Source organism: Burkholderia sp. Nafp2/4-1b, from assembly GCF_003635165.1.
In the GTDB taxonomy this organism is placed as follows: Bacteria; Pseudomonadota; Gammaproteobacteria; order Burkholderiales; family Burkholderiaceae; genus Burkholderia.
Map to the genome: position 1 here is coordinate 197,441 of NZ_ML058624.1, position 19,334 is coordinate 216,774.

14 protein-coding genes and 1 pseudogene are annotated in these 19,334 nt (G+C 66.9%); 3 read left to right on the plus strand and 12 right to left on the minus strand.

Annotation, left to right across the window (positions count from 1 at the left end; all coding sequences use genetic code 11):
• Positions 1-3: 3 nt before the first annotated feature.
• Positions 4-672: an RNA polymerase factor sigma-70 gene (locus C7H84_RS30785; protein ID WP_121862333.1), complete on the minus strand. Its 669-nt coding sequence runs from the start codon at positions 670-672 to the stop codon at positions 4-6.
• Between the two features lie 138 nt (positions 673-810).
• Here C7H84_RS30785 and C7H84_RS37310 point away from each other — a divergent pair.
• Positions 811-915 (plus strand): annotated as a pseudogene (locus C7H84_RS37310) (HHHH-motif protein); the annotation flags it as partial.
• Between the two features lie 70 nt (positions 916-985).
• Here C7H84_RS37310 and C7H84_RS30790 read toward each other — a convergent pair.
• From C7H84_RS30790 to C7H84_RS30820, 7 genes are all read right to left on the minus strand, one after another.
• On the minus strand, positions 986-2,008 hold the full coding sequence (locus C7H84_RS30790; RefSeq protein ID WP_240462145.1) for a fimbrial protein: 1,023 nt from the start codon (positions 2,006-2,008) through the stop codon (positions 986-988).
• Positions 2,009-2,016: 8 nt separating this feature from the next.
• Entirely contained in the window at positions 2,017-2,775 is a 759-nt protein-coding gene (locus tag C7H84_RS30795; RefSeq protein WP_121862335.1) for a molecular chaperone, read from the minus strand.
• Between the two features lie 17 nt (positions 2,776-2,792).
• Entirely contained in the window at positions 2,793-5,246 is a 2,454-nt protein-coding gene (locus C7H84_RS30800) for a fimbria/pilus outer membrane usher protein (protein ID WP_121862336.1), read from the minus strand.
• 132 nt (positions 5,247-5,378) lie between these two features.
• Positions 5,379-5,891 carry a fimbrial protein gene (locus C7H84_RS30805; protein WP_121862337.1) on the minus strand — a complete coding sequence of 171 codons (513 nt, stop codon included), beginning with the start codon at positions 5,889-5,891 and terminating at the stop codon, positions 5,379-5,381.
• 850 nt (positions 5,892-6,741) lie between these two features.
• The gene (locus tag C7H84_RS30810; protein ID WP_121862414.1) at positions 6,742-8,229 is read right to left on the minus strand and encodes an efflux transporter outer membrane subunit; all 1,488 of its coding nucleotides are present in this window, start codon (positions 8,227-8,229) and stop codon (positions 6,742-6,744) included.
• Positions 8,229-11,366, minus strand: coding sequence for a multidrug efflux RND transporter permease subunit (locus tag C7H84_RS30815; RefSeq protein ID WP_121862338.1), 3,138 nt, complete (start codon positions 11,364-11,366; stop codon positions 8,229-8,231). Before C7H84_RS30815 ends, C7H84_RS30810 begins: the two co-directional genes overlap by 1 nt.
• Before the next feature lie 18 nt (positions 11,367-11,384).
• Positions 11,385-12,572, minus strand: a complete 1,188-nt coding sequence (locus tag C7H84_RS30820) for a MexX/AxyX family multidrug efflux RND transporter periplasmic adaptor subunit (RefSeq protein WP_121862339.1) — start codon at positions 12,570-12,572, stop codon at positions 11,385-11,387.
• Between the two features lie 150 nt (positions 12,573-12,722).
• Here C7H84_RS30820 and C7H84_RS30825 point away from each other — a divergent pair, with 150 nt between their 5' ends.
• Positions 12,723-13,370 (plus strand): TetR family transcriptional regulator, encoded by a 648-nt coding sequence (locus C7H84_RS30825; protein ID WP_121862340.1) that lies wholly within the window; start codon positions 12,723-12,725, stop codon positions 13,368-13,370.
• Between the two features lie 329 nt (positions 13,371-13,699).
• Positions 13,700-14,977 carry a M23 family metallopeptidase gene (locus C7H84_RS30830; RefSeq protein WP_121862341.1) on the plus strand — a complete coding sequence of 426 codons (1,278 nt, stop codon included), beginning with the start codon at positions 13,700-13,702 and terminating at the stop codon, positions 14,975-14,977.
• 116 nt (positions 14,978-15,093) lie between these two features.
• On the opposite strand, the gene C7H84_RS30835 is transcribed toward C7H84_RS30830, so the two are convergent.
• The 4 genes from C7H84_RS30835 to C7H84_RS30850 form a co-directional block, all read right to left on the minus strand.
• A complete protein-coding gene (locus tag C7H84_RS30835) occupies positions 15,094-15,819 on the minus strand; it encodes an amino acid ABC transporter permease (RefSeq protein WP_121862415.1) in 726 nt (241 codons plus the stop codon).
• Between the two features lie 2 nt (positions 15,820-15,821).
• Positions 15,822-16,544, minus strand: a complete 723-nt coding sequence (locus tag C7H84_RS30840; RefSeq protein ID WP_121862342.1) for an amino acid ABC transporter permease — start codon at positions 16,542-16,544, stop codon at positions 15,822-15,824.
• Between the two features lie 135 nt (positions 16,545-16,679).
• Positions 16,680-17,495, minus strand: a complete 816-nt coding sequence (locus C7H84_RS30845; RefSeq protein WP_121862416.1) for an ABC transporter substrate-binding protein — start codon at positions 17,493-17,495, stop codon at positions 16,680-16,682.
• A 471-nt stretch (positions 17,496-17,966) separates the two neighbouring features.
• Complete coding sequence (locus C7H84_RS30850) at positions 17,967-19,271, minus strand: MFS family transporter (RefSeq protein WP_121862343.1); 1,305 nt, start codon at positions 19,269-19,271, stop codon at positions 17,967-17,969.
• Between the last annotated feature and the right edge of the window lie 63 nt (positions 19,272-19,334).

The following is a 19,334-nucleotide window of genomic DNA, read 5'->3' on the forward strand; positions in this document are numbered from 1 at the left end:
TTTTTACCGCCGCCGCGCACGACCGCCGAGAAACACCGGGCACGCGACGCCGCGCTGGCACGCATCGAGACATTCCGCGCAGTGCCGCTCCGCGTCGCGCACCATGAAATGCACGAGCGTTTGCGACACGTTCAGCGCGCGCGCCGCGGTCTGCAGCGTCTCCTCGCGCAGCCGCACCATCTCGAACGCCGCGCGGCTGCGCGCCGGCAAGTCGTCGAGCGCGGCGCACACGCGACGCAGCGTGTCGCGCGTCATCAGCGCGGCTTCGGGCGTGGGCTCCGGCGACGGCACGTCGAAGCCGTCGTCCTCTTCCGTGTGATAGACGTTCTCGAGGCTTTGCCGGCGGCACGCATCGATCGATGCGTTGCGCACCATCCGCGTCACGTACGCGACCGGCTGGCGCACCGCGTCCTGGTTCGGGAATTCGACGAGCTTCACGAACACGTCGTGCACGACGTCCTCGGCCCGGCTCGCGCAGCCGACGAAGCCGCGCGCGACGTTGACGAGCATCGCGCGATGGGCGATCAGCACGTCGAGCAAGGCGCCCTGCGCGCGTGGCTCCGCGGCGCGGCGCGCGCGCGGCGCAGGGCGCGACGGCAGGTCCGAGTAGCTGCCGAGGAACGGGTTTGCCATTGCCGCTGCCGGCCGTTCGAGCACTTGCGCCATTGCCATCGATCTGCTCCGTCGAATTCCGAGATAGCGCAATTTAACGTAAACGCTAATCATTCTCAATTCGATTACCGAATACCCCTTTCGGTTATCAGGATTTGTCTGAACAATCTGGAGGCGGCGTTTTGACGGGCGGTAAGGGTTGCCGCCACCGTGCTCGTACCGGCCATCGCCGAAGCGCACCCGCACCGCGTGTGTCACTTCGAGCATCATCACCATCACACGGTGTGCCACTGGGTGCGCTGAGCCTCGCGCAGCGGGTTTGAAGAAAACGCCGGCACGCCGGCGTTTTCTTCATGGTGCGCATGCCCGCACGTCAGTAGATGAAGAGCCGGACTGTTGCGGTCGCATCGAAACGCCCGATCTTGGGCGGACCGAACGACTTCAGCACCGCATCCATCAACACGCTCTGATTCATCACGTTGGACGGAAACTGCGCGAGCGTGAACTGCTGATTGAACGGAATCGCCCTGCCCTGGCTGTCCTCGATGCCGATCCCGAAATTGCTGTCCTTCGCGGGCACCAGCAAGCCGTTCTGGACCGGAAAGCTCGTTTCGAAATAGCCGTCGACCCGCACCGCGACGTTGCATTTCTTCGTCAACGACAACGAGAACCGCTTGCGCGGCACCGCCGGCATGAAGCCGTTGCCCACCGCCTGCACCTGGCCGAAGTTCACGATGCCGGGTTCGGGCGTCACGAGCACGTCGACGAAGCATGGCGTCGGCTTCAGGTTGCGCAGCCCGCTCAACCGGTACTGGAAGCTCGGGCTGTACGCATTCAGCCCGAACTCGCCGTCGAACTGGAAGACGGTATAGATATCGCTCGGCGGCTGGACCCAGTTGCCCTTCTTGCGCACGACGACCTGGTAGTCGATGCTGATGCGGGTCTGCTGACAGCGCCCGCGATCGAAGTCGTACTTGCTGCACGGCGGCACCGCATACCCGGTGAACACGCCGCCGCCGCGATTGCTCGTCTTGTCGAAGTAATCGATACCCCGGTAGCGGATGCCGATCTCGAGCCCCCACGCGGCCGGGTTCGTGCGGTTCGGATTCGCGTAGAAATAGATGTTGTCGACGACTTTCAGGCTCCCGGCGTCACCGAGGTCCTTGTAGCAATATCCGGACGTCGTGCGAACCGGCGACACCCAGATCACGTATCCGTCCGGTGCATCGGTCGGATACGACGCCACGCCGCCGATCGGTTCCGTCAGCGAGGTCGCGCCGCCGTTCGTCAGGCAGCGCAGCGCCCACGCGGGTTGCGCCGCCGCGATCAGCAACGCCAGAATGAGCCATCGCAGCCACGCGGCCGCGGTCGCGGCCGGCGAATGCCGTTCGTGCATGGCTGCGCTCATTTCTTCACGCTCTTGCACACACCCGCGTCGCACGCGTACTCGACCGCCACCTGGCCGCCGTAATCGTCGATATGCGTGACGAACAGCGTCGCCGGCGCCGCGGCCTTGAACGGCACGTCGGCCGTGCTCATCGGGTCCACCATCACCGGCTCGATCGGCACCGGCGTCTTCTGCGCGCCTGCCGCCACGTCGACCACCGTCACGTGGTACGGCGTCGGGTTGTCGAACACGAGCTTGTGCGAGGCCGCATCGACACGCAGCGTCATCGGCAGCGTCCAGTCTTCGTCGCGCGCGGGCTGCACGCCCTTCGGCCGGTAGAACAGCTTCATCTGCGTATGCAGCGCGATCTGCAGCGTGTTCGGCGTATCCGTCTTCGGCGGCACTTCGCGGATGTTCAGGTAGAACACCGATTCGCGATCGGCCGGCAGCGCCGCACCGGGCAGCTTCGCGATCCGCAGCACGTTGCGCTCGCCCGCCTCGACGCGCTGCAGCGGCGGCACGACCATCAGCGGCGACGTGATCTTGTTGCCGTGCGTATCCTCGAGCCACGACTGCACGAGGTACGGATACGTCGTGCTCTTGTTGGTGATCGTGACGATCGCGGCCTGTTCGCCTTCGTTGAAGATCACGCGCGTGCGGTCCGGCACGATCGCCGCGTGCGCGGCGCCGGCGCCGGCGCCGGCAAGCAACGCGCCTGCCGCAGCCAGCAGGCACGACGTGCGGCGCAAAAAGGAAAGGGAGAAGGCAAGGTTCATCGCTGGATCCGTGAGAGTCATCGTTCGACGCGGGCGGCCGCTGCATGCGACTCGCCGCGCGTCTGGCACGTCACCGGAATCGGCGTGCCTTCGAGTTGAAGCTGGTTCGGCAGTGCGTCCACCGTGCACAGCGTGCGTTCGCCAGCCCGCACCGCGAGCGCGGATTTCGGCTGCACCTGGGTCAGGAACGCCGCACCGCCCTCCCCGACGATGCCGAGCTCCTTGCCGTTCGCCGCGTCCTGCACCGATGCGCCGAACGGCAGCGGCTTGCCGGCCGCATCGGTCAGCGTCAGGTACAGGTTGCTGCCGCGCGCGACGGCGAATTTCGCGAAGCCGATCGCGCCGTCGGTCAACACCATGCGCTGGATCGGGTTCGATACCTGCACTTCGAGCGGCAGCTTCTCGACGTTGACGGTCGCGTCGTACACGTTGTACGGCGAGATCCCGTCGAGCACCGCATAGCCGCGCGAGTCGGTGTGCGTGAGCGTGCCGGACAGCGGCACGTCGCGCACGCCGTCGGTCGACACCAGCAGGCGCGTATCGCCTGCGTTGCCGTTCGCGTGCGCGGAGACCCCGTACTGCGTCGCGACGAACGAGCCGTCGACTTCGAGCGACGCGGCCGCATATGCGTTGGCAAGCGTCGATGCCTGCGCGGTGAGCTGGTACGTCGACGTGCGCTGGCGGAAGCTCGCGTTCGCCGACGCGCGGCCGTCGGTCGCGCCCGCATTGACCTGGTAGGTGCGGCCGGCCGGATCGTCGTAGATGTAGCCCGCGTTCACGCTCGTGCTGCCGCTGCCCGTCGTCAGGTTCGACGTGACGGTGTGACGGCCGCCGATCGGCAGCGTCGCGGTCACCGAGAACTGGTTGCCGCTCGCGCCCGCGCTCTGCGTGCGGAAGGCCGACACGCTGACGTTCAGGTTGCGCAGCGCGCCGATCGAGAATGCGCGCGTGAGCGTCAAGCCGACCCGTTGCTCCGACGCGCGGGCCCAGTAAGTCGTCTCGTCGTACGAGAAATAGGTCGACGTGTCGCCGAAGCGCTTCGACATCGTCGCCGAGTAGCGCTGCTTGCTGTTGGCGAGACCATACGCGGTCGGGTCGCCCGAGAACTGCGCGAAGTTGGTGTACTCGCGCTCGGAGAAGCGATAGCCGAAAAAGCGCACGTCCGCGTCGAGTCCGTCGAAGTGCTTCGAATAGTTGATGCGATACGAATTGCCGTTGCGCGTCGTGCCGTTCCACCACAGCGTCGCGCGCGCATGCGTGACGTCGGCCGATACCGCGCCGAACGTGCCGAAATCGCGGCCGACGCCCAGTGCGATCGACGTATAGCCCGACGCGGCGATGAAGCCGCCGTAAACGGTGATGTCGAACGGCAGACCGTACGCGGCTTCGCCGAAGCCGAAGAACGGCGTGATGCCGGCGCCGCCGAACTGCCGCGGCTTGCCGACGGCGGCCTTGTAGCGCAGCTGTCCGGTGCGCGCGAGGAACGGCACGGCGGCCGTCGTCACCTGGAAGCGCTGCACGCTGCCGTCCTCTTCCTCGACCGCGACGTCGAGCGTGCCCTGCACGCTCGTGTTGATGTTCTGCAGTGCGAACGCGCCCGGCGACACGCGCGTCACGTACAGCACGCGGCCCGCCTGCGATACGGTCACGGTCGCGTTGGTGCGCGCGACGCCCGAGATCAGCGGCGCGTAGCCGCGCAGTGAAGGCGGCAACATGCGGTCGTCGCTGCGGATCGACGCACCCGTCAGCGCGAACGTGTCGAAGATGTCCGAGCTCAGGTAGTCGTCGCCGAACGTCACCGTCGACTGGATCGACGGCAACGCGCGAAACGCGTAGAGCCGGCTGAAGCGGAACGTGCGGTCGGCGTACGCCGTGTTGCCCACGTTCGATTGCGCCTGGTAGTCGCCGCGAAAGCGCCATGCGTCCCAGTTCGCGCCGATCGTGCCGTAGGCCTGGATCGAATTCGTCTGTGCGCCGCCCGCCCCGAAATTACGGTTCGTGTTCGCGATCACGCGATAGTCGAGCAGCGCGCCCGGAATCCCGTCGGACCAGCGCTCCGGCGGCAGATAAGTCGAATCGGTGAATTCGAGCGCGGCCTGCGGAATCGTGATCTTGAGCCGTCCGTCGCTCTTCAGGTAACGCACGGTCGCGCCCTCGATCGCGCCGAGATCGACGCAACGTCCGCCCTGGAAGCGCGGCAGGTCCTTCGCCAGCGACGGCTTCAGCCCGAACTGCGCGACGAGTTCCGGCGGCAGGCACGGCTTGCCCGCGCCGGATGCGTCGAGCGCGATGAACTGGATCGCCTGCAGCCCGTAGAACAGGTCATTGACCTGCACGTCGAGCATGTACTCGCCCGGCAGCGTGAAGTCGGGCTGCGAGAACTGCGCCAGGTCGACGTTGCGCGTGCCGTCGATGTCGAGGAACGACGCATTGAATTCCGTCGCATGGCTCGGGCTGCCGACGACCAGCACGGAGACGCAAAGGAAGGAATGTCTGATTCGCACGCGGCGCTACCGGAAATCCAGGGAACAGGAAACGGGAAGGAAACGAGGCGGGAGAAAGGGTGCGCGAGGGTGCGCGCACCCCTTCTCCGGAACGGACGCTTACTGGTAGCGGACCGTGAAGTTCGCGACGCCGTCGGCGGTACCCGGCGTCACGCCGGCTGCCGTCGCTTCGTACATGGCCGCGAACCGTGCGACGTTCGTGCCGTTCTGCAGTACGGTCGGTGCCTTCTGTTCGGCGCCGTTGTCGAGGTATTCGCCCGACGCTGCCTGCAGGCGGATGCCGACGTTGGTGGCCGAGCCGATCGTCGCGAGCAGCTTCGGCTGGCCGGCGCTCGACGTGCCCGTGAACGTGAAGTACGCGTTCTGCGCGATGCTCGTGTCGCAGTCGGTCAGCCTGATGTCGAAGTTGGCCGGCGTGGACTTGTCGCCAGCCTGCTTGAACGTGTGCGTCGGCACCTTGCCGAGGTTCACGGTCTGGTTGACCGAGCCCGAATCGATGCCGCATGCGCCCGCGACGATCTCGCCCGTGAAGTTGATCGTGCCGGTGCCTTCCGCGAAGGCCGAGGTGGACAGGGCGGCGAGTGCGACAGCGGTCAGGAGGGATTTTTTCATGACGTTTTCCGTGAAATTGCAAAGGGAATAGCGGACGTGGCGGATACAAAAGGCAGCGTGTGGTTCGCTCCCGTCCGTCACGAGGCCGCATTATCGAGATAGCGATGAAAGAACTCTGTAAAGCATTGTTAAATCGGCAATGACAATTCTCTTTTTATGCCAACTCAAACCCGCTCTTTCCCATAAATTTTCAATCCGGACATTTTATTCCGCAGTCCTTTTTTATCTTCCGGAACCAACTGAAAATTAAGGATAATTTCTTTCGGTGAACGCGAACGCCCCGCTACTCCTTTCTGGATATGGCTTTGCCAGATCACCCGGCGAAAAAGACAAAGTTCTGTTCAATCCCGCCATCGTTGTCCGACCGCAACGGAAACATTCAACGATTTTCAACTGAGAGGAAATTAACGAGCGATTCCTGGCACGTTGAATTTCTCGCGCAAACGATTGCGCAATTCGCACAAACGTTTCACCGCGACACTATGTCGCCGCTCATTATTTCCAATATGTGAATTAATCGAACCGTCAATCCCGGTTTAAAAGCCGCGCGTAAAGCCATGCGTCCGGACAAGATCCGGCGCACGGGATCGAATCGAAAAAGGAGGAAATCAGACCGGCTCAAGGCCATCGGCGACGCGATCGGTCGCCGGGATGCGTGTCGAGTCGAAGCGTTGAAGGTGAAGGTTGCCCTTCGGCCCGACAGCGGGGAGAAAAATCATGCGGGCGACGACGCGCACATGCACGCATCGTCCAGCACTGCCGGTGGCCCGGCAGAATCCATGCCGACCGCGGTGGCGACGACGCCTCGCAACGCGTCATCGCCACGCCGCCGCCTGGCCCGGCTAAGCCATCACGCAGCCTCCTCGTCCGCCGAGGCCGGTGCCCACCCGCCGCCGAGCGCGCGATACAGCGCGATCGCATTTGCAAGTTTCAACGCCTTGAGCCGAATCAGTTCCTGCCCGGACTCGTACGTGCTGCGCTGCGCGTCGAGCAGTTCGAGATAGGTCGCGACGCCGCCCGCATAGCGGCGCTCGGCGAGCTTCAGCCGCGCCCCGTCCGCTGCGTCGACGTCCTGCTGCGCGGCAAGCTGCCGATCGATCCAGTCGCGCGCGGCGAACGCGTCGGCCACTTCGCGGAACGCGGTCTGCACGGTCTTCTCGTATTCGGCGACGGCGATGTGCTTGCGCGCGTTCGCGACGTCGAGATTCGCGCGGTTGCGGCCGCCCGCGAAGAGCGGCAGCGTGATGCGCGGCGCGAACGTCCACACGCTCGTGCCGGCCGCGAACAGGCTCGAGAACGCATCGCTGACCGAGCCGTAGTCGGTCGTCAGCGCGACGCGCGGGAAGAACGCCGCGCGCGCCGCGCCAATCTGCGCATTCGCGGCCTTGAGTCGCGATTCGGCCTGCCGGATGTCCGGCCGCCGCTCGAGCAACGCGCTCGGCGCACCGGGCGCCACCGGCGCGATCGAAAGCGTGTCGAGCGCGGTGCCGTCGGCCGGCACGGTACGCGCGAAATCGCCGGCGAGCAATTGCAGCGCGCGCACCGACTGCGCATGTTCACGCTGCAGCGCGGCCTGTGACGCACGCGCCGATGCCACCAGCATCTCGGCCGAGCGCAGCTCGATCGCATCGCTCGTGCCGGCCGCGTAGCGGCGCTGCGTGAGCGACGCGATGCGCTCGCGCGCGTCGAGCGTGCGCTGCGCGAGCGCCAGTTGCTCGTGCAATGATCGTTCGGAAACGTACGCGCCGGCCACCTCGGCGATCACGCCGATGCGCACCGTGCGCTGCGCATCGGCCGTCGCGAAATACTCGGCGAGCGCCGCATCGGACAAGCTGCGCACGCGGCCGAACAGGTCCAGTTCGTATGCGCTGATGCCGACGCCCGCACGATACAGCCCGCTCACCGCGCTCTCGCGCACGACCGGATCGTACTGGCGCGTGCGTTCGTAGCCGAGGTTCGCGTCGACCGACGGCAGCAGGTCCGCACGCTGCACGCCGTACAGCGCGCGCGCTTCGTCGAGGCGGCCGGCCGCGATCCGCAGGTCGCGATTGTTGGCGAGCGCGGCGTCGATCCATCCCTGCAACGCCGGATCGGTGAAATAGGCGCGCCAGTCGTCGAGCCGCGCGGCATCGGCGGACGCAACCGCAGTCGCAGTCGCAACCGTAGCCGGTTCAACGCCCGGTTCGGCGGCGCCATCGACCGGCGCATAACCGGCCGGCACCGGTGCCGCCGGCCGCTCGTACCGCGGCGCGAGCGAGCAGCCGGCGAACGCGAAGCCCAGCGCCGCGGCCAGCGCGAGCCGATTCCTCAGCGCGGCGCGTGCATTCAACGCAAACATCATTGCGATCCCTCCATCGTTGCCGGCTGCGCGCCGCCGCGCCGGCGCGGGCCGACGTCGAACAGGCGGCCGACGATCACGAAAAACAGCGGGACGAGGAACACCGCGAGCACCGTCGCCGTGATCACGCCGCCGAGCACGCCGGTGCCGATCGCCATCTGCGCGCCGGAAGCGGCGCCCGACGCGAACGCGAGCGGCAGCACGCCGACGCCGAACGCGAGCGACGTCATCACGATCGGCCGCAGCCGCAACCGTGCGGCCTCGAGCGCCGCGTCGACGAGCGACATGCGCTGCGCGACCAGGTCCTTCGCGACTTCGACGATCAGGATCGCGTTCTTCGCGGACAACCCGATCGTCGCGATCAGCCCCACCTTGAAATAGATGTCGTTCGGCATCGCCCGCAGCGTGACGCCGAGCACCGCACCGATCACGCCGAGCGGCACGACCAGCATCACCGCGAACGGAATCGACCAGCTTTCGTACAGCGCCGCGAGCGCGAGGAACACCACGAGCACCGACAGCGCGAACAGCATCGGCGCCTGCGCGCCCGACAGCCGCTCCTCGAACGACTGGCCCGACCACGCATGACCGATGCCGGCCGGCAGCTTCGCGGCGACGCGCTCGATCGCGGCCATCGCTTCGCCGCTGCTGTGCCCCGGCGCGGCCGAGCCGTTGATCGTGAACGACGGATAGCCGTTGTAGCGCGTGAGCTGCGGCGGCCCGAGCGTCCAGTGCAGCGTCGCGAACGCCGCGAGCGGCACCATCTCGCCGCGCGCGTTGCGCACGCGCAGCTTCTTCACGTCGTCCGGATCGAGCCGGTGCAGCCCGTCGGCCTGCACCATCACGCGCCGCACCTGCGTGCCGTGCATGAAGTCGCCGACATAGTCGGAGCCGAACATCACCGCGAGTGTCGTGTTGATCTCGTCCATCGACACGCCGAGCGCCGATGCCTTCGCGCGATCGATGTCGAGCTTCAGCTGCGGCGCGTCCTGCGTGCCCGCGAACATCAGGTCGGTGAGCGCCGGATCCTTGCCGCCCGCCGCGAGCAGTTGCTCGCGCGCGGCGCTGAACGCCGCGTAGTCGAGCCCGCTGCGGTTTTGCAGCCGGAAATCGAAGCCGCTCGTCGAACCCAGATCGGGCAGCGCCGGCGAGTTCATCGCGAACACCGTGGTGTTCGCCGTGCCCGCGAAGCGCTCGTTGATGCGCGCGACGATCGCCTGCACCTGATCCCGCGCGGCCTTGCGTTCCTTCCAGTTCTTCAGCGTGACGAAGATCATCCCGCCGTTCGGCCCTTCTCCGTACAGGTTGAAGCCGCCGAGCGCATACGTATAGGCGGTCGGTTCGTCGCGGCGGATCGTCGATTCGACCTCGCGCACGCTCTGCATCGTTTCCGCGAGCGGCGTACCCTGCGGGCGGATCACCATCACCATGAAGTTGCCCTGGTCCTCGTCGGGCAGGAACGCGGTCGGCAGCTGCGTGAGCATCAGCGCGGCGGCCGCGGTCAGCGCGCCGTACACGACGAGCCAGCGCAGCGGCTTCTTCAGCATCGTGCCGACGCGCGTCGCATAGCGCTGCGTCGAGCGCGCGACGAAGCGGTTGAACCAGCCGAAGAAGCCGCGCTTCTCGTGATGGTCGCCGGACACCGGCTTGAGCAGCGTCGCGCACAGCGCAGGCGTGAGCGACAGCGCGAGAAACGCCGAGAAGCCGATCGACACCGCGAGCGCCAGCGCGAACTGCCGGTAGATGTTGCCCACCGCGCCGCCGAAGAACGCCATCGGCAGAAACACCGACGTGAGCACCACGGTGATCCCGACGATCGCGCCGCTGATCTGCCGCATTGCCTTGACCGTCGCATCGTAGGGCCCGAGCCGCTCCTCGACCATCAGCCGTTCGACGTTCTCGACGACGACAATCGCATCGTCGACCAGGATGCCGATCGCGAGCACCATCCCGAACATCGTCAGCACGTTGATCGAGAAGCCGGCCGCATACATCACGCCGAACGTGCCCGCGAGCGCGACCGGCACGACGAGCGTCGGAATCAGCGTCGCGCGCAGGTTCTGCATGAACAGGAACATCACGAGGAACACCAGCACGCCGGCCTCGATCAGCGTCGTGACGACCTTGTTCATCGACACGCGCACGAACGACGACGTCTCGTACGGAATCTGGTATTTCACGCCCGGCGGGAAATACGCGGACAGCTCGTCCATCGTCGCGCGCACGCGCTTCTCGGTGGATACCGCGTTCGAGCCCGGCGCGAGCTTGATGCCCATCCCGGTCGCGACCTTGCCGTTCACGTACGACGGATAGTTGTAGTCGTTGCCGCCGAACTCGACCCGCGCGACGTCGCGCAGCGTGAGCGCGGAACCGTCCGGCTGCGTGCGCAGCGCGATCGCGCCGAAATCGGCCGGCGTCTTCAGCGGCGCATCGGCGAACACCGTCGCCGCGATCGGCGCGCTGTCCGGCACGGCGCTGCGGCCGATGTCGCCGACCGTCACGCGCGCGTTGTGCGCACGCACGGCCGACGCGATGTCGGACGCGGTGAGGCCGTGCCCGGCCAGCTTCACCGGGTCCGGCCAGATCCGCATCGCATATTCGGCGCCCCAGAACTGCACCTTGCCGACGCCGTCGACGCGGCGCAGCGCCTGCACGACGTTCGCCGATGCATATTCGCCGAGCTGCACGGCGGTCATCCGGCCGTCGTCCGACGTCAGCGACACGACCAGCTGGATGTTGTCGGCGGCCTTCTCGACCTGGATGCCGTCGCGCCGCACCGGTTCGGGCAATCGCGCGTCGACCGTCTTCAGCCGGTTCTGCACTTCGACGGCCGCGAGATCGGCGTTCACGCCCTGCTTGAACGTCAGGTACAGCGACGCCATCCCGGCGCTGCTCGTCGCGGATGTGTACAGCAGGCCCGGCGCGCCGTTCATTTCGCGCTCGATCAGCGCGGTCACCGATTCCTCGACGACCTGCGCGGACGCGCCCGGATACGTCGCATAGATGCTGATGACGGGCGGCGCGATGTCCGGGTACTGGGCAACCGGCAGCGCGCGAATCGAGAACGCGCCGCCGAGCATGATGAAGAGTGCGATCACCCACGCGAAAACGGGGCGATCGATGAAGAAGCGTGCCATGTTGGTCTCGTGAACCGGTCAGGTTTGACGGGCGGCCGGCTGCGAGGCGGCCTTGGTCGGCGATGCCTGCTCGACGGGCTTGACGGCGGTATCGGGTGCGAACTGCGCGGCGTTGTCGACGATCACGCGCTCGCCGCCTGCGAGGCCGCGCGTGATGCGCCAGTTGCGGCCGCTGATCTGGTCGGCGACGACCTCGACGTCCTTCACCTTGCCGTTCGTGCCGACTACCCGCACCGACGTGCGGTCGGCGGTGCGCAGCAGCGCATCGCGCGGCACGAGGATCGCGCGCTGGTCGACGGCCGCGTCGAGCGCGATCCGCACGTACGCGCCGGGCAACAGCTCGCGCTCGGGATTCGGGAACAGCGCGCGCATCGCGACGGTATCGGTGGTCGGATCGACCGCGAGATCGCTGAACAGCAGCTTGCCCTTCAGCGGATACGCGGTGCCGTCGGCGCGCAGCAGCGTCACCGTGACGTCGTGCTGCGCGATGCCCGTCGCGCGCCCGCTCTTCACCGCGCGGCGCAGCGCGTCGACGTCGGCCGCCGGCTGCGAGAAGTTCACGTAGATCGGATCGAGCTGCTCGACCGTCGTGAGCGGCGTCGCCTGGTCCTGGCCGACCAGCGCGCCCTCGGTGACGAGCGCGCGTCGCGCGCGGCCCGCAATCGGCGCGGTGACGGTCGCATAGTCGAGCTGCAGTTGCGCGCGGGCGAGTTCGGCCTTCGCGGACGCGACGTCGGCCTTCGCCTGCGTGTCGTCGGCGACGGCCTCGGTGTGATCGCGCTCGCTGACCGCGCGGTCGCGCACCAGGTCGTCGTAACGGCGGCGCTTGTCGCCCGCCGCGAGCGCTGCCGCCTGCGCCTTCGCGAGCGCACCCTGGGCGGCGTCGCGCGCGGCCTTCAGCGGTGCGGGGTCGATGCGGAACAGCACCGCGCCCTGCTTCACCTCCTGCCCTTCCTCGTAAGTCCGCGCGGTGACGATGCCCGCGACCCGCGCGCGCACCTCCGCCTGGCGATACGCGTCGAGCCGGCCCGGCAATTCGACGGTCATCGGCACGGCCGTCGGGCGCACCGTCACGACCGTCGCGTTCTGGATGGCCTCCGGCGCCTTGTCTTTTTCGCCCTTTCCGCATCCGGCCACGGCCAGCATGGCCGCGAGCGCGAACGGCGCCAGCCGCAGGCGGCGCCCCAGGGAGCGTTTGTTATTCATGTGTGACCTCGGATCGTTCGCCACCGATACAATGCGGCGGCTCAGGGTGGCCGATTATAATCAGTCACGACTGATTAAATATGAGCGGTTGCAATCGAATCGTCATACTGTCTCAATAAAACGACAGCGAACTGTAAGGAAATTCACGACATGGCCCGCAAGACCCGGGAAGAATCGCTCGCCATCAAGCACCGGATCCTCGACGCCGCCGAGCTCGTGCTGCTCGAAAAAGGCGTCGCGCAAACCGCGATGGCCGACCTCGCCGAAGCGGCCGGGATGTCGCGGGGCGCCGTGTACGGCCACTACCGCAACAAGATGGAAGTGTGTCTGGCAATGTGCGACCGGGCGTTCGCGCGCACGTCGGAAGGTTTCGACGCGGTCGAGAACCTGCCTGCGTTCGCGACGCTGCGCCGCGCCGCGTCGCACTATCTGCAGCAATGCGGCGAGCCGGGCCCGATGCAGCGCGTGCTCGTGATCCTTTATACGAAATGCGAGCAGAGCGAGGAGAACGGCGCGCTGCAGCGGCGCCGGATGCTGCTCGAGCTGCAGATGCTGCGCATCACGAAGGCGCTGCTGCGCCGCGCGATCGCCGCCGGCGAACTGGCCGCCGATCTCGACGTGCATCTCGCGGCCGTCTATCTGGTGTCGCTGCTCGAAGGCGTATTCGCGTCGATGATCTGGACCAACCGCTTGCGCGGCAACCTGTGGAACGACGCGGAAGCGATGCTCGACGCCGGCTTCGACGCGGTGCGAACCTCCGCGGCCCTTCATGTGCGCGCGCAAAAATTTCCTGTCTGAAGAAAAGCCGCGCAATAAATGCTGATTTAACCCGAATTACCGCACTGCGAAACGAACGCGCCGACCCTCTTTAAAATTTTTAACGTTTTGCGGAACATCGGTAGACTGACGCTGTCATCTTTCTTTAGCGTCTTCGTGATAATCCGGGTGCGACCCGCATAGTTCACGCCGCCGTTCGAAGCGGGCCTGCTCGCGAGTTGGGTCGAACGGAAACGATACAGGCCCCTGGCGGGGCCTGTTTTGTTGCACGCCCACCGCCGCTCCGTCGGCACCCGACGGATGTGCGGCCCGTGGTTCCTGCCCACACCCTCTTTGAACCGCTTTCCTGGATGTGGACTCACTTGGTCAAGCCTGCCGCAACCCCTGATGCTTTCGCGCCCGGCCGCGCGCAGCGCCTCGTGCGCGCGCTCGGGCCGGCCGCCGTGCTCGGCGCCCTCGCCGCCTTTGGTCTCGCCGCCGCGCTGCCGGCCGTGTCGCAACTGCCGGGCGCCGTCGATTCGGGCACGGCCGCGCTGCCGCAGCGCGTGCTGTCCGACACGCCGTTTCCCACCGCGCAGCATTTCGTGACGAGCGAACTCGCGCGCACGCTCGGCGAGCGCGACGAACTCGGTGCACGCAACGATCGCAGCGCGCAGCCGGGCCTGTTCGCCCCGCTCAGCGCGCACCGCAACGACATGCTCGGCTATGCGAGCCTGTTCCAGTACGCCACGGCCGAGCAGCAGCACGGGATGCGCGCGGGCGACATCGAACTCACGCTGTCCGATACGCTGAACCGTCTCGACGTGCCGCCCGAGGTGCGCATCCAGCTCGGCGATCTCGTCACCGGCAAGGTCGCGATGCGCGCGAGTGCGCAGCGCGGCGACTACTACCGCGTCGCGTACGACACCAACAACGGCACGCCGCACCTCACCGCGGTCGAGCTGCGCGTCGCGGGCCGCACGTTCGGCGCGATCTGGTTCCGCGCGCCGGGCGCCGATCACGGCGCGTACTACGCGCTCGACGGCACGCCGCTCGAAGCGGCCGCCTTCACGATGCCGGTCAAGTGGACGCGCATCAGCTCGTTCTTCGGCGAGCGCGTCCATCCGCTGTCGCAGGCGATGGCGTTTCATACGGGTGTCGATCTCGCCGCGCCGAGCGGAACGCCCGTCACCGCCGCGGCCGATGGCGTCGTGTCGTTCGTCGGCACCGATCCGGGCGGCTACGGCCGCTACGTGATCGTCGATCACGCGGACGGCTATTCGACCTACTACGCGCATCTGTCCGCTTACGCGCGCGGGTTGAAGACCGGCGAAACCGTGAAGCAGGGCCAGCGCATCGGCTCGGTCGGAATGACAGGCGCGGCTACCGGCCCGCACCTGCACTTCGAAGTGCGGGTCGCGAACGATCCGGTCGATCCGCTCGTCACGCTCGCGAGTGCGCAGACGGGGCTCTCCGACATGCAGCGCACCGCATTCCGCCAGGAAGCGGCGCAATGGCGCTTGCGCCTCGCGTCGATCAATACGTCGCCGTTTGCGTTCGCGCAAAGCGACGGCCCGCTGTGGGGCGACTTCGCGACCGGCCCGTCGACGCTGCGGGCGGTGTTCGATACGCACTACAGCGCGTCGTGACGCGGGCGCGGTACTGAAGCACTGAAGCATCATCATGCCTGTCGCCGTTCGAGCAGCGGCGACCGACCGATCCTCGTTACCGCACACGTGCCGCATGCATTGCATGCGGCCGGCCGTCACCGCGCGGGCTCGGTGCGCTCGGCGGTCGCCCGCGCGATACGCTCCGCACGCGGTCGACGCGACAGCAACCAGCGCGCCGCGCCATCGATCGACGTACACAGCACCAGGTAAAGCACCGCGACGAACAGGAAGATCGGCGCCGGATAGATCATCAGCCGGTTGTTCACCTGCGTCGCGACGAACGACAGTTCCGGCACGCCGACGATATACGCGAGTGACGTGTCCTTCATGAGCGCGACCCACTGGTTGACGAACGACGGCGTCATGATCCGGATCGCCTGCGGCAGCAGCACGTAGCGCACCGTCTGCCAGCGCGTGAGCCCGAGCGACAGCCCCGCCTGCCACTGTCCGTCGCCGGCCGCGACGATGCCCGCATGCACCGCATGCGCGAGATACGCACCGCCGATCAGCGCCAGCGCGCACACGACCGTCGCGAGCCCCGGCACGTCCATGTGCAGCAGCATCGGCATCAGGAAGTACGTCCAGAAGATCAGCATCAGCACCGGAATCGCGCGGAAGAAGCCGATGAACGCGAGCAGCAGCACGCGCGCCGGCCCGCGTGCGAGCGCCATCGCGACGCCCAGCGCCACGCCCAGCACAGCCGACGCGACGGCCGACGCGATCGCGAGCACCAGCGACAGCGCGGCCCCGCCAAGCGGGCCGTCCGGGTACGCGCCGACCAGCAGGTACGGCAGATTCGAGAGCAGAAGCGACAGATCCATCGTCAGCGCCCCGCCCCGAGCCGGTCGCGCCATTGCGTGGCCGCGTACGCGCCGGCCTCGATCGCGGCGACCGCGGCGATGTACAGCACGGTCGCCACGCCGAACGCGGCGAAGGTCTTGAACGTCTCCGTCTCGACCTGCCGCGACGCATACGACAATTCGGCGACGCCGATCGCCATCGCGAGCGACGAGTTCTTCACGAGATTCATGTATTGGCCGAACAGCGGCGGCAGCGCGATGCGCACGGCCTGCGGCAGCACCACGTAGCGCAGCGCCTGCATCGGCGTGAGGCCGAGCGCCGCGGCCGCGTCGTGCTGCGCACCGCGCACGCCGCGCAGCCCGGCTTCGCATTCCTCTGCGACGAATGCCGCCGTGTACGCGCTCAACCCGATCCAGCCCGCGACGAACTCGAACGACGGCCACGCGAGCGTGAGCGCCCCGATGCTCAGTTCATGGCGTGCGTTCAGCCAGCCGATCCACGTCTCGGGCAGCAACGACGCGACGCCGAAATACCAGAACAGCAATTGGACGAGCAGCGGCGTGTTGCGGAACGCGACGACATAGCCGGCCGCCAACGTGCGCAGGACCTTGCCGCGCGCATGCCGGATGACGGCGAGCAGCAGCCCGCCGACGGTCGCGGCGAGCGCCGACGCGAACGCAAGGCCGAGCGTCAGCAGGAAGCCCTGCCAGAGCCAGGACAGATATTTGGGAGCCAACCCGAGCATGCTGTGGTGCGGGCGCGAAGCGCGCGATCAAAGAGAATGAAATAAAACGGAACGCGCCGCGATCCGTACTGCGCACCGGCACGGCCGGCGGCGGATCGCGGCGCACGTGGCGCACTGGCACGAGGGGTGCGCGGCTCAGGTCTTGTCGCCGATCCGGAAAATGCGCGTCAGCGGCGTCTTCGTCGTCGGCCCGAACCACGCATCGTAGATCTGCGTCGCGCGACCGTTCGCCTCGAGCCCCTTCAGCGTGTCGTTCACGAAGCCGAGCAGGCGCGTCTCGCCCTTCGGCACGCCAACGCCCATGTAGTCGTTCGAGATCGTGAACGGCGGGATCTCGTAGTTCTGCTTGTCGGGCACGTTCGCGAGCAGGCCGATCAGTTTCGGCCCGTCCTGCGTGATCGCCTGTACGTTGCCGGCGCGCAGCGCGGCAAATGCGAACGGCGTGTCGTCGTACGCGACGATCGTCGCCTTCGGGAATTTCTCGCGCAGCGTGATCTCGTTCGTCGTGCCCTTGTCCGCGCCGACGCGCAGCGTGTTCAGCTGGTCGGCCGATTTCAGCACGCCCTTCTTCGCGAGAAACTGCTGGCCCGACGAGAAATACGGAATGCTGAAGTCGACCTGCTTCGCGCGTTCGTCGGTGATCGTGAAGTTCGCGAGCACGAGGTCGACCTTGCCCGACGTCAGGAACGGAATGCGGTTCGCGGGGTTGGTCGGCTGCAGCTGCAGCTTCACGCCGAGCTTGTCGGCCAGCGCCTTCGCATAGTCGACGTCGAGCCCAACGATGTGATTGCTCTTGCCGTCGACGTAACCGAACGGCGGATTGCTGTCGAAGGTCGCGACGCGCAGCACGCCGGCCTTCTTGATGTCGTCGAGACGGTCCGCGTGAGCGACCGTGCCAGCCGTGACGAGTGCGGCCCCGACGAGCCACGTAGCGAGAGTGTGGAATTTCATGAGCACGACCTGATTTGTTATGAAGGCCGCCGCGGATCGCGCGGCAGCCGGTTCGAGGAACATCGCGACGCCGGTGTATGTCGTCGCGAAGCCGCTAACGTATCAGCGCGTGCGGCGATTCCGAACCAACAAATGGTGCTTTGCTCTGCGGGTTTCGTGATGAGGTGCGCGGCGCTCGTGCAGGCCATGCAGCGCAAAAAAACGCCCGCTGCACGCAGCGGGCGCGAATCCCAGTCAAGGAGGTGTCACACGAACTACGTGCTCAGAATAAGAGCATCGTGCGCGGCGGACAACGAAGCGATTCCGATATCGATATCGCGCGTGCGGCGATGAGCTTGCGCGCGGCGATGCGCACACCGCGCAGACCAAAAAACGGCGCGCCGCCTGCGTGGCGGAGCGCCGTCCTGATGCGTGCTGCGTGTCGAAGCGGAGAACCAGCCTCACGGCCTCACGCCCGCGCCGCCCTGCCGATCACGGCTCGTGACGCAGATACCCTTCCTTGCTCGGATCGCGCATCCGCCACGACACGATCAGCGAGATCGCGCACAGCACCGTCACGTACCAATAGAAGGTTTCCTCGCTGCCGACCGACTTGAACCACAGCGCGACATACTCGGCCGAGCCGCCGAAGATCGCGTTCGCGACCGCATACGACAGGCCGACGCCCATCGCGCGCACTTCGGGCGGGAACATCTCGGCCTTGATGAGGCCGCTGATCGACGTGTAGAAGCTGACGATCGCCAGCGCGATCGTGATCAGCGCGAACGCGGCCGTCGGGCTCGTCACCGTCTTCAGCGCATGCATCAGCGGCACCGTGCCGATCACCGCGAACGTGCCGAACAGGATCATCGACGTGCGGCGGCCGATCTTGTCCGACAGCGCGCCGAACACCGGCTGGATCAGCATGTAGACGAGCAGCGCGACGGTCATCACGTTGCTGGCCGTCTTCGCAGGCATGCCGGCCGTGTTCACCAGGTACTTCTGCATGTACGTCGTGAACGTGTAGAAGATCAGCGAGCCGCCGGCCGTGAACCCGACGACCGTGAAGAACGCGCCCTTGTGCTGCCACACGCCGCGGATCGTGCCCGCGTCCTTCTTGTCGCGCGATGCGCTCGTCGACGTCTCGTCGAGCGATTTGCGCAGGTACAGCGAAATCAGCGCGGCCGCCGCGCCGACCACGAACGGAATGCGCCAGCCCCACGCCTTCAGTTCGCCGGCCGACAGCGTCTGCTGCAGGATCACGAGCACCAGCAGCGCGCACAGCTGGCCGCCGATCAGCGTCACGTACTGGAACGACGCGAAGAAACCGCGCCGCCCCTTCAGCGCGACTTCACTCATGTAGGTCGCGCTCGTACCGTACTCGCCGCCCACCGACAGGCCCTGGAACAGCCGCGCGACCAGCAGCAGCGCCGGCGCGAGCGCGCCGATCTGCGCATAGGTCGGCAGCACCGCGATCACGAGCGAGCCGCCGCACATCATCAGCACCGAGATCATCATCGCCGCGCGCCGGCCGTGACGGTCGGCGATGCGGCCGAACAGCCAGCCGCCGATCGGACGCATCAGGAAGCCGGCCGCGAACACGCCGGCCGTGTTGAGCAACTGCGTCGTCGTGTTGCCGCTCGGGAAGAACGCCGGCGCGAAGTACAGCGCGCAGAACGAGTAGATGTAGAAATCGAACCACTCGACGAGGTTGCCCGATGAGGCGCCGACGATGGCGAACACGCGCCGCCGGGTGTCGTGCGCGGACAGCGCAGCTTGGTCGGTCTGGACGTCCATGGGTTGGTCTGTTCCTTTTAGTGCTTTCTGGGCGAGACGGCTGCGGGCCGCCGCGTGCGTCGC

Bases quoted from the DNA above. Each gene is read 5' to 3' on its own strand.
- C7H84_RS30785 (WP_121862333.1), bottom strand. From the start codon at position 672: ATGGCAATGGCGCAAGTGCTCGAACGGCCGGCAGCGGCAATGGCAAAC.
- C7H84_RS30790 (WP_240462145.1), bottom strand. From the start codon at position 2,008: ATGCACGAACGGCATTCGCCGGCCGCGACCGCGGCCGCGTGGCTGCGA.
- C7H84_RS30795 (WP_121862335.1), bottom strand. From the start codon at position 2,775: ATGAACCTTGCCTTCTCCCTTTCCTTTTTGCGCCGCACGTCGTGCCTG.
- C7H84_RS30805 (WP_121862337.1), bottom strand. From the start codon at position 5,891: ATGAAAAAATCCCTCCTGACCGCTGTCGCACTCGCCGCCCTGTCCACC.
- C7H84_RS30810 (WP_121862414.1), bottom strand. From the start codon at position 8,229: ATGTTTGCGTTGAATGCACGCGCCGCGCTGAGGAATCGGCTCGCGCTG.
- C7H84_RS30815 (WP_121862338.1), bottom strand. From the start codon at position 11,366: ATGGCACGCTTCTTCATCGATCGCCCCGTTTTCGCGTGGGTGATCGCA.
- C7H84_RS30820 (WP_121862339.1), bottom strand. From the start codon at position 12,572: ATGAATAACAAACGCTCCCTGGGGCGCCGCCTGCGGCTGGCGCCGTTC.
- C7H84_RS30825 (WP_121862340.1), top strand. From the start codon at position 12,723: ATGGCCCGCAAGACCCGGGAAGAATCGCTCGCCATCAAGCACCGGATC.
- C7H84_RS30830 (WP_121862341.1), top strand. From the start codon at position 13,700: ATGTGGACTCACTTGGTCAAGCCTGCCGCAACCCCTGATGCTTTCGCG.
- C7H84_RS30835 (WP_121862415.1), bottom strand. From the start codon at position 15,819: ATGGATCTGTCGCTTCTGCTCTCGAATCTGCCGTACCTGCTGGTCGGC.
- C7H84_RS30840 (WP_121862342.1), bottom strand. From the start codon at position 16,544: ATGCTCGGGTTGGCTCCCAAATATCTGTCCTGGCTCTGGCAGGGCTTC.
- C7H84_RS30845 (WP_121862416.1), bottom strand. From the start codon at position 17,495: ATGAAATTCCACACTCTCGCTACGTGGCTCGTCGGGGCCGCACTCGTC.
- C7H84_RS30850 (WP_121862343.1), bottom strand. From the start codon at position 19,271: ATGGACGTCCAGACCGACCAAGCTGCGCTGTCCGCGCACGACACCCGG.